Annotated in this window: 13 protein-coding genes; 1 reads left to right on the top strand and 12 read right to left on the bottom strand. The window is 67.1% G+C overall.

Features of this window, described 5'->3' with window-relative positions; translation table 11 throughout:
- From B0E52_RS00055 to xth, 11 genes are all read right to left on the bottom strand, one after another.
- The coding region (locus B0E52_RS00055; RefSeq protein ID WP_077480496.1) for a DUF3379 family protein at positions 1-668 on the bottom strand (668 nt) is incomplete at its 3' end.
- The gene (locus B0E52_RS00060; protein WP_077480498.1) at positions 655-1,200 is read right to left on the bottom strand and encodes a sigma-70 family RNA polymerase sigma factor; all 546 of its coding nucleotides are present in this window, start codon (positions 1,198-1,200) and stop codon (positions 655-657) included. The genes B0E52_RS00055 and B0E52_RS00060, both read right to left, overlap by 14 nt.
- Positions 1,201-1,264: 64 nt before the next feature.
- Positions 1,265-1,486 (bottom strand): hypothetical protein, encoded by a 222-nt coding sequence (locus tag B0E52_RS00065; protein ID WP_077480500.1) that lies wholly within the window; start codon positions 1,484-1,486, stop codon positions 1,265-1,267.
- A 94-nt stretch (positions 1,487-1,580) separates the two neighbouring features.
- Positions 1,581-2,447, bottom strand: coding sequence for a ParB/RepB/Spo0J family partition protein (locus tag B0E52_RS00070; protein WP_174575523.1), 867 nt, complete (start codon positions 2,445-2,447; stop codon positions 1,581-1,583).
- 9 nt (positions 2,448-2,456) lie between these two features.
- Positions 2,457-3,338 (bottom strand): ParA family protein, encoded by an 882-nt coding sequence (locus B0E52_RS00075; protein WP_077480502.1) that lies wholly within the window; start codon positions 3,336-3,338, stop codon positions 2,457-2,459.
- 56 nt (positions 3,339-3,394) lie between these two features.
- On the bottom strand, positions 3,395-4,030 hold the full coding sequence (gene rsmG, locus B0E52_RS00080; protein WP_077480520.1) for a 16S rRNA (guanine(527)-N(7))-methyltransferase RsmG: 636 nt from the start codon (positions 4,028-4,030) through the stop codon (positions 3,395-3,397).
- 202 nt (positions 4,031-4,232) lie between these two features.
- Complete coding sequence (locus B0E52_RS00085; RefSeq protein WP_077480504.1) at positions 4,233-4,691, bottom strand: SPFH domain-containing protein; 459 nt, start codon at positions 4,689-4,691, stop codon at positions 4,233-4,235.
- 363 nt (positions 4,692-5,054) lie between these two features.
- Entirely contained in the window at positions 5,055-5,888 is an 834-nt protein-coding gene (locus tag B0E52_RS00090; protein ID WP_077480506.1) for a pirin family protein, read from the bottom strand.
- A 108-nt stretch (positions 5,889-5,996) separates the two neighbouring features.
- The gene (locus B0E52_RS00095) at positions 5,997-6,743 is read right to left on the bottom strand and encodes a DUF4336 domain-containing protein (protein ID WP_077480508.1); all 747 of its coding nucleotides are present in this window, start codon (positions 6,741-6,743) and stop codon (positions 5,997-5,999) included.
- A 31-nt stretch (positions 6,744-6,774) separates the two neighbouring features.
- Positions 6,775-7,464 (bottom strand): YecA family protein, encoded by a 690-nt coding sequence (locus B0E52_RS00100; protein ID WP_077480510.1) that lies wholly within the window; start codon positions 7,462-7,464, stop codon positions 6,775-6,777.
- Positions 7,461-8,240, bottom strand: coding sequence for an exodeoxyribonuclease III (xth, locus tag B0E52_RS00105; protein ID WP_077480512.1), 780 nt, complete (start codon positions 8,238-8,240; stop codon positions 7,461-7,463). Before xth ends, B0E52_RS00100 begins: the two co-directional genes overlap by 4 nt.
- A 207-nt stretch (positions 8,241-8,447) precedes the next feature.
- Here xth and B0E52_RS00110 point away from each other — a divergent pair, with 207 nt between their 5' ends.
- Entirely contained in the window at positions 8,448-8,657 is a 210-nt protein-coding gene (locus tag B0E52_RS00110; RefSeq protein ID WP_077480516.1) for a cold-shock protein, read from the top strand.
- A gap of 82 nt (positions 8,658-8,739) precedes the next feature.
- Here the strand turns inward: B0E52_RS00110 and B0E52_RS18225 are convergent, their stop codons facing one another.
- Positions 8,740-9,621, bottom strand: a complete 882-nt coding sequence (locus tag B0E52_RS18225) for a hypothetical protein (RefSeq protein ID WP_139351528.1) — start codon at positions 9,619-9,621, stop codon at positions 8,740-8,742.
- Positions 9,622-9,887 lie beyond the last annotated feature (266 nt).

Genomic DNA, 9,887 nt, shown 5'->3' on the forward strand with positions numbered 1-9,887 from the left:
TCGAAGTGCGGCGCGCCGCCGCGGTCGGTGAGCATCACCAAGGTGCCGTGGTCTAGCGGCACGATGCGGCCGTGCCAGCCGTCGCGGTGGAAGTCGCGGGCTTGCGCGACCTGCTTGTGCGGCAGGTAGAGCACGGCCACCGGCGTGCCGGCTATGCGGCTGACCAGGTGCACGGTCTTGTACGGGCCGACCGGGCAATCGTGCACGTAGGTGACGTCGGCGGGCGCGGGGCCGCGCAGGCTGACGCCGCGGTCGGCGAAGCCGGCGGCGATCGCCGGCGCGCCGACCGGTTGGACGAGGTCGAGCGAGCGGATCTCGCCGGGCATATGCGCCACGGCCAACGCGGGCAGCGAGCGCGCATCCACCTGGCGCCACGTGTAGCCGCCGACGCCGAGCGCGAGCAGCAGCGAGGCGGCCAGTGCGAACGCGACGTGCCGGCGGCGGCGCATGGCATGCTGGCGCTCGCCGGTGGCCTGGGCCAGCAGCACGCGGTCGGCGAGGCCGGCGGGTACGGGCACGGCCAGCGCCACCTGCAGCTCGCGCTCGAAGGCATGGGCGCGCTCCCATGCGGCGGCGCAGGCGGCGCAGCTCTCGCGGTGCGCGAGCAGTTCGGGGTCGCGCGACTGCGGCTCGGCGCCCAGCCGGCGGCGGAACTCAAGGCAGTCCATGCTGCACCTCCGCCCGGCCGCCCTGCAGGATGGATTTCAGTTTCTGCCGCGCGCGGAACAGCTGGGTCATCACTGCGCCGGGTTGCTGGTCCAGTTCGACGGCGATCTCCTCGCAGCTCATGCCGCCCAGCACCTGGAGCAGCAGCGGTTCGCGGTATTTGTGCGGCAGTCTCGACATGGCTTCACGCAGTTCGGCGGCATCGCCGTGACGCTCGGGACTGGCCCAGGCGGCGTCCTCGGCGAGGTTGTCGTCCAGCTCGACGGTATCCAGCGGCTTGCGCTCGTGCAGGCGCGCATGCTCGCGACGCAGGATGGTGAGCAGCCAGGGCTTGGCGGATTCGGCCTCGCGCAGCGCGTCGAGGCTCTTCCACGCGCGCAGCAGGGCTTCCTGCACCAGGTCCTGGGCCAGCGCGTCCTGCCCGCACAGCCAGTAGGCATAGCGGTACAGGTCGCCGGCGTGCGCGCGGGTCAGCGCCTCGAATTGACGTTGTCGGGGATTCACCACCAAGGAGACCGGAGCAAGCCGTTTCATCTTTCAGGCCATCGGATCGGGGGCGTCCCCCGTCTCACTACCAGCGATAGTTGCGCCACCATCGTCAGCCACCAACGAGCTCGTCATAGGGCGGAAGATTCAGCACGTTCCTGGCTTCGATGTCGTAGGCGCTTTCCAGATCGCGGGCGGCATCCTCCCACTGTTCCAGCAATTGCATCTCTTCGGCCTCGGCGTCGTCGCGTTCAACGGCTTTGCGCAATTGACGAACCTGGGTGTCGACGGCCTGGATGGAAACGACCAGTGTGTTGGCGGAAATCCGGGGCATGGCAATCCTTGGTCGAATCGCGTCTTGCTGGTCATGGCCCGTGCGCAAAGGTGGAATTCGGGGCAGGTTAACCCCTTCATCTTTCAGAGCCGCCTCAACGGATCTTGCCGAGGATGCCTTCGAGCTCGTCGTTGCTGTGGTAGTGGATCACCAGCTTGCCGCGGCCTCCGCGGGCGGCGGCGAGTTCGACGCGGGTGGCGAAGCGTTCGGCCAGCTCGCGTTCCAGCGCGGCGATGTTGGGATCGCGCGGCGGCGTGCCCTTCGCCTTGCCCTTGGGCGCGGCCTGGGCGCGGCGCGCGGCGTCTTCCAGATCGCGCACCGACCAGCCCAGGGTCACCGCCTGGCGGGCCAGCGGCACCGCGATGATTTCATCCAGCGTGAGCAGGCAGCGCGCGTGGCCCATCTCCAGCTTGCCGTCGTCGAGCAGCCGCTTGATCGGCTCGGGCATTTCGGTGAGGCGCAGCAGGTTCGACACGGACGCGCGCGAACGGCCCACCGCATCGGCGGCCTGCTGGTGGGTGAGGTCGAAGTCCTCGATCAGGCGCTTGATCGCGTCGGCCTCTTCCAGCGGGGTGAGGTCCTGGCGCTGGATGTTCTCGATCAGGGCCATCGCCGGCACCGCGACTTCCGGCACGTCCTTGACCAGCGCGGGGATCTCGCTCATCTGCGCGCGCTGGGCGGCGCGCCAGCGGCGTTCGCCGGCGATCAGCTCGTAGCTGTTCTTGCCGATCGCGCGCACCACCACCGGCTGGATCAGGCCCTGCGCCTTGATCGAGGCGGCCAGCTCGTCCAGCGCCTCGTCGTTCCAGTGGCGGCGCGGCTGGTACTTGCCGGGCTGGATCTGCTGGATCGGCAGCATGCGCAGCTCGCCCTCCTGCTCCAGCACCGGCGTGGCGGCGCCTTCGCCGCCGAGCAGCACGTCCAGCCCGCGACCCAGTCCTCGTTTCTTTGCAGCAGCCATTCCTCAGCCTCAATCCTGGTGGTTGGCGGCGGGTGCCTTGAGCACCACGCCATGCGCGCCCGCGGGGGACGGCTCGATCATGTCGGTTGAATCGTCGGCCTCGTGCGACTCCACCGCCACCGGCGGCAGGCCGCGTTCGCGGCGGATGATCTCGCCGGCGAGGCCGATGTAGGCGATCGCGCCGCGCGAGCTGCGGTCGTACAGGTGGATGGGTTGGCCGTGGCTGGGCGCCTCGGCGAGGCGCACGTTGCGCGGGATGATCGAGCGCAGCACCTTGTCGCCGAAATGCTGGGTGAGCTGGGCGGAGACCTCGTTGCCGAGGTTGTTGCGCACGTCGTACATGGTGCGCAGCAGGCCTTCGATCTCCAGCTTCGGGTTCAGCCGCTGGCGCACCGCCTTGACCGTCTCCAGCAGGCTGGAGAGGCCTTCCAGCGCGAAGTATTCGCACTGCACCGGGATCAGCACGCCGTCCGCGGCGGTGAGCGCATTGAGCGTGAGCAGGTTCAGCGAGGGCGGGCAGTCGACCAGGATGGTGTCGTAACGGCCGGCCACCGTGGCCAGCTGCTCCTTCAGCCGGTGCTCGCGCGCCAGCGTGTCCATCAGCTTCAGTTCGGCGGCGGTGAGGTCGCCGTTGCCGGGCAGCAGGTCGTAATGGGCGTCGGTGGCGACCACCGCATCGGCCACCGTGGCTTCCTCCAGCAGCACCGCGCAGCCGTTCGGGCGCGCCGCGTGCTTGTCCACGCCGGAGGCCATGGTGGCGTTGCCCTGCGGGTCCAGATCGACGAGCAGCACACGACGCTTCGCCGCGGCCAGCGCCGCTGCGAGGTTCACTGCCGTGGTGGTCTTGCCGACGCCGCCCTTCTGGTTGGCGACAGCGAGGATGCGTGCCATGTCGTCGTTTCGTGTCGCGAAAGGAGACGTAGATTAGCAGGCCCGGCAGGACGGGTTCAGTCGCCGGTGCGGCCCAGCACCACCAGGCTGCGTTCGGCGTCCAGCCCCGGCACCGCCAGCGCGTGGATGCCGCGCACCGCGAAACCGGCCGGCACGCCGGGCAATTCCTCGTCCGGTGCCTTGCCCTTCATCGCCAGCCAGATACCGCCTGGCGCCAGCAGATGGCCGCCCCAGCCCAGCATGTCGGCGAGGCTGGCGAAGGCGCGCGCGGTGATGCAGTCGAACTTGCCTTCCACGTCCTCCACCCGCGACTGCACGGCGCGCACGCCGTCGAGCTTCAGCGCGCGGATCGCCTCGCGCAGGAAGCGCACCTTCTTGCCATTGGAGTCCACCAGCAGGATCGGCCGCCCGGGCGCGGCGATCGCCAGCGGGATGCCGGGCAAGCCGGGGCCGGTGCCGAGATCGGCCAGGGTTTCGCCGTGCACGAACGGCAGGATCGCCAGCGAGTCGAGCAGGTGGCGGGTGATCATCTCGGCCGGGTCGCGCACCGCGGTGAGGTTGTAGGTGGCGTTCCAGCGTTCCAGCAGGGCCTGGTAATCCAGCAGGCGTTCCACCACGCCGGCGGGCAGGGCGAGACCGAGCGCGGCGATGCCTTGTTCCAGGCGTTGCTGCAGGGCGGCGCGGGTGGTCATGCGGAATCCTTGGTCATTGCGATCGTCCATGATCGCAGAATCAAACGGGCGGCCATCCATGGCCGCACTGCTCAAAACCGCCTGCAATCATCCATATTCGCGAAACGAAAACAAAAAACCCGCCGGGTGGCGGGTTCAAGGCTTGCTTCAAGGCCCCTGTCGCGCGGCGCTCTCGGGCGCTCGGCGCGGTTGCGAATACGGGTCAGGCGAAATCCAGCTCCACCCGGGTCACCATCACGCCGCGCGCGCGCAGCGTGCCGTTGAGGCTCTGCTTGAGCTGCTGGCCCAGTGCGCGCCGATCATCGGCATTCGCCTCCGCCTCGCCTTGCAGCGCTTCCAGCGCGCCGCTGCGGATCAGCTGGTCGGCCTGTTCGATCACCGAATCGGCACGCTCGGGCTCGAGCACCTGCCAGTACACCGTGCCGCGCACGTCGCGCGCGTCGGCCAGCGGCTCCTCGAAGCGCAGCACGCGGCCGCCGAGGTCGATGCGATGGCCGACCCGGTCCAGCAGCGGCAGCACCACGTGGGTGCCCGGCTGCAACAGGCGCACCGGCTTGCCGTGACGGTAGAGGCTGTAGACCTGCCCGGCGGGCACATGCTTCACCGCGATCGCGGCAAGCGCGAGCAGACTGAGGGCGGCGGTGAGGATCAAGGTGAGCATGACTAGAAAAATCAGTGAGTTGTCTATCGGTTGTTGTGGTTTGACAACAGCTAGAGAATACAGCCACATGAACCTGCGAAGATTAATCTTTATTTAACGCCGATGCTCGGTGGCTTGCAAGCGTCGGCGCCCTGGATCTGTGTCGGCATCGGCCGACCCGCCTGAAGTCAAGCATCGGTCGTACCAACCGGCCGGGCCGGTGGCACGCACGGCGGGGCACGCCACGCATCCGCGGGCGCGATCACGTCGTGGATGTCGATACGGTCCGCCTTTCGCCGCCCCGGGCGGATCGCCGCCGGCTGCGCCATGGCAACGGGGCAAGGCCCCGGCCGGCTCGGCCGGGGCAGCTGTGGACGCGGTGCGTCAGAACTTGCCGGCGCGGAAGTCGGCGATGGCCTCGTGGATCTGCTCGGGCGTGTTCATCACGAACGGCCCGTAGCGGGTGACCTGCTCGTTCAGCGGCCGCCCCGCGACCAGCAGCACGCGCGCCGGTGCCGCGCGGCCGGCGATGCGCACGCTCGCGCCCGGCGACAGCACCGCCAGCTCGCTGCGCGCGAGCTTTTCGCCAGCCACCTCGGCCTCGGTGCCGTCGAACACGTAGGCGAACGCGTGATGGCCTTCCGGCAGCGGAATCTCCACCTGCGCACCCGGCTCGACCGCGATGTCCAGGTACACCGGCGCGGTGGGAATGCCGGCCACCGGCCCGACGGCCCCGGCCAGTTCGCCGGCGATCACCTTGACGGTGACGCCATCGGCCGGTTGCACGGTGGGAATGCGCTCGGGGGCTATGTCCTGGTAGCGCGGCGCGGTCATCTTGTCGCTGGCGGGCAGGTTCACCCACAGCTGGAAGCCCCACATCAGGCCGTTCTCCTGCTGCGGCATCTCCGAGTGCAGGATGCCGCGGCCGGCGGTCATCCACTGCACGCTGCCGGGCACGAGGTCGCCGCGGTTGCCGTGGTTGTCGCCGTGCTGCATGTGGCCGGCCAACATGTAGGTGACCGTCTCGAAGCCGCGGTGCGGATGCTCGGGGAAGCCCGCGATGTAGTCGTCGGCGCTGTCGGAACGGAACTCGTCCAGCAGCAGGAACGGATCGAGCATGTCCAGCGCGGGCTGGCCGATGACGCGCTTGAGCTTCACGCCCGCGCCATCGGAGGTGTCGGTGCCGCGGATGCGGCGGAGGATGCGGCGTTCGCTCATGACGGTGCTCCGGTGAGGTGATGCCGCCAAGATGCGCGCGTGTGGAGTGTTATCCAAGCGCCACGGCGGGAACGGATCGTTCCGCCAGCGCGACGACGCTCGCTGCGCTCAGGCCAGCCAGCGGAACGCCCTGCGCAGCTCGGCTTCGGCGTGATCCAGGTAGCAGCGGCCGTGGGCGAGGATCACCCGCTGCGGTCGCCAGGCCAGCATGCGCTGCAGGCAGGCGCGCGCAGCGCCGCGGTCGCGGAAGGTGAAACGCATGTCCAGCGGCGTCTTGCCGTCGGGATCGAGCACACCACCCAGGCGCGCGATCCAGCGCATCGCGGTGCCGAGCTTCGCCACCTCGAAGTTCTCGATCAGGTCGGCGAGGACCAGGGTGGCGCTGGCGCGGTGCAGGAACACCACTTCCTCGATCGCGCGGCTGCCGCGGAAGTGCAGCTGGTCGAGTTCGGCGGCCCAGGCCGGCTCGGGCGCGTCGCCGAGGTCGGTATCGAAGCTCACCTCGATCTTCTGGCTGGCCGCGCGTTCGCGCACGCCGGGCGAGGCCCAGGCGACGGCCTCGGGATAGCGGCGCTTCCACGCCTCGATGTGCGCGTAGTGCAACTTGTTCGGCGAGACCAGGTGGCGCACCGGGCCCAGCGCGTCGATCGCGGCGAACAGGGCCGCGTCGGGCGCGATCGGCGAATGGCACCACAGCGAGCCGTCGGCCAGACGCGCCACGGTCATGCGGGTGGTGAACGGCGCGCTGCCGCCCAGCGCGGCCATGCGCACGATAGTGCCGTCGACGATCCACAGCCCGGACGCGACCGGCTTCAGCGTGTTGATGGGTTCGTAGAGCGCGGCGGCGGCGTCCATGGCTTGCAGATCCCTCGCCGCATGTGCGGCTTCAGTGCACCCAGTGCCCGCTGCGGTGGCGCGGCGGGGTGCCGTCGTGGTCGGTGTCCGGTGCGGTATGCCGCTGCACCATCGCCTCCACTTCGGCCTCGGTGGCGGGCTTGGCCTGCCAGTACTGGCCGACCGCGTCGAGCACGGCGGGCACCTGCGACAGGCACTCGTCGTATTCGTCGTCGCTGAGCTTCTCGAACTCGGCGTCGGCGCTGAGCACGCCGTCGTCCACCGCCAGCGCCATCACCGGGCCGAGCAGTTCCATCAGCTGCGGATCGTCGGCGAGCCGGCTTTCCCACAGCGCGGCGCGCAGGTCGATGCCGCGGCTGAAGCCCTCGCACCAGCCGGCGGCGGAGAGCTGCGGGCCGGTCTCGGTGTCGATCTCGCCGAGGATGGGCTCGTAGGCGTCCACGTCGAGTTCGGCGCTGATCGAGTCGTTGAGCTTGGCCAGCAGTTCCAGCACGCGGTTGCCCTCGCGCTCGTTCGCGAACGGTTCGTGCAGCACCTCGGGCAGCCATTCGTCCGGCAGCACCTGCAGCGGACCGACCGCCAGCGCGCTGAGCAGGCCGTGCACGCCGTCCAGCAGCAGGCGGTCGTCGCCTTCCTGGACGTGGGCGCGCAGGTAGCGGTCCAGTTCGTCGAGCTCGTCGTCGGTGAGCGAGCTGGGCCAGTCGGTCTTGCTTGTATTCATTCAATATCCAGTTGCAGCGTCACCGGCGTGTGGTCGGAGGGGCGTTCCCAGCGCCGCGGTTCGCGATCGATCGCCGCGCCGACGGCGGCGGATTTCAGGGCCTCGCCGACGAGGATCAGGTCGATGCGCAAGCCCATGTTGCGCCGGAACGCACCCTGTCGGTAGTCCCACCAGCTGTAGTGGCCGCCGTCCGATTCGAACAGCCGGAAGCTGTCGTGCATGCCGAGATCGGTGATCGCCTTCAGCGCGGCGCGCTCGGGCGGCGAACACAGGATGTCCTCGCCCCAGGCGGCGGGATCGTGCACGTCGCGCGCGTCGGGCGCGATGTTGAAGTCGCCCAGCACCACCAGCTTCGGATGGCGCGCGATCTCGCCGGCGAGGAACTCGCGCACGCGTTCCAGCCAGTGCAGCTTGTAGGCGTATTTCTCGTCGCCCACCGCCTTGCCGTTGACCACGTAGAGGTCGACGATGCGCAGCCCGCCGACGCCGGCGGCGAGGATGCGCCGCTGCGGATCCTCCAGCCCGGGGATGTCGGTGACCACGTCGGCGAACTCGCCCAGCCCCTCGCGGGCGAGGATCGCCACGCCGTTGTAGGTCTTCTGCCCCGAATACACGCTGCGGTAGCCGGCCGCGGCCAGCTCCGCGGCGGGGAACTTCGCGTCCTCCAGCTTGGTTTCCTGCAGCGCCACGATGTCCGGGCTGGCGTCCGCCAGCCACTGCGTCAGCTGCGGCAGGCGCACCTTCAACGAGTTCACGTTCCAGGAGGCGATCTTCATGCGGATATTGTACGGGATGGCCGTGAACCGGCCGGGTGCGGGCTGCCGCCAGCTGAACCGCTGGCGACCGCAGCCGACGCCGCGACGCGTTTCCGTGTAAGCTCGTCCGGGCAAGGGCCGGGGAGGACCCGGATTCCCTGCTACATCCTGCGCTCGGTTGCACCCGCTCCCGGCCGCAAAATCATTCATGTTTCAAGGGTATGTGTCATGTCGGAACGTCAAAGCGGTACGGTCAAGTGGTTCAACGATGCCAAGGGCTTCGGCTTCATCACGCCGGAAAGCGGTGAAGACCTGTTCGTGCATTTCCGCGCGATCCAGGGCAACGGCTTCAAGTCGCTGCAGGAAGGCGAGCGTGTCACCTTCGTGGTCACCAAGGGCCCGAAGGGCCTGCAGGCCGAGGAAGTGCAGAAGGCCTGAGCCTGCTGCCTCCCGTTGCAAGAAAAAGCCCGCCGCATGGCGGGCTTTTTTTGTTGGAATGACGCAATGTTACTTGCCGGATTCATTTCACTGTGGCTGCGAAATACGCGATCCACCTCGGCCGCAAGGGCTGTTTAATTCTCTCTACTTCTGCCGCTCCCCAATAAACCACAAATTTCGATAGATCTCTATCTGTGATCGCCATCGCCTTGAAGATGTGTTGCGCCAAATCCGAGCGCTCGTATGCCTCAAAGGCAGGTAGATCATTTTGGAACGTTGCTAGCAACTGATTTAGTTGAGATGCGCCTCCATCAAACGTGCTCTCCAGTATTAAGTCGCTCGCCGCGTAGCGAGCTCGTTCCAACGCGGTTGCCCCGGGATCAAGGTGTATTGCAACAAGCGATTTATACTGGCGAGAAAGATGTGCGATTCGCATGTATTGTTTGCAAAGATCCATGGAGGCATTGCAATGAGCTTTAGCGTGACCGTCTGCATCGAAGGTATAAGAACTCGAATGTAACGCTCTATCCAAGCCCAACATGAACCGGGCATATCGCGCGCCAAGCTCGCTCGAGGCAAATTGATGCAGCTCCGTTACGTCCTCTACGGATAGCTGGGAAAGGATAGCCTGTTGATATGCTTCTTGTGCCTTATCCTGATCCCAAGCCGCTGCTATCTCGGGTGCATGCCGCTCCAAGTCTGAAAGAACCCGCCAGTACACGAGAGCCCATTTCTCATGTCGCGGCGACCAACCGGCCTGATTTCTCCCAAGCATCGCTGTTTCCGCTACTGCCATCGTGCGGATCTTATCGTCGAGGGATCGGTGGTCTCTATTAAAGTAGAGAGCATTTTGGAGTATCTCAACCACAGATTGCGGTTCAACAGGTGGAGTCACCTCTTGTGCGCACAGACCGAGAGCGAAGCATCCGAGTATCAGAGTAAAGGTGACATAGCCTATTTTCATAATTCCTTCCCACCGGTTCTCGGGTGACATTTGAGTAAAGCGGTGGCTAAGCTGTTCGCCATGAATTAGGGATGGTCTGATCAATCACCGCCTCATGCTCTCGGCGCGTATTTGAGCCAGCGGCAGGCAAGATGCTCCCGCCCGCGAGCCCCATTCCATGTTCTTCGTGCCGCCGCCAGCCTTTTCAGGCCACGGCGGACGCAGCAACCCTATCTCGGTTGCAGCAGTATCCCGCGCGCCATCCATAGGTTGACCAGCGCAAACAG

The sequence above is a fragment of the Rhodanobacter sp. C06 genome (assembly GCF_002001105.1).
GTDB lineage: Bacteria > Pseudomonadota > Gammaproteobacteria > Xanthomonadales > Rhodanobacteraceae > Rhodanobacter_A.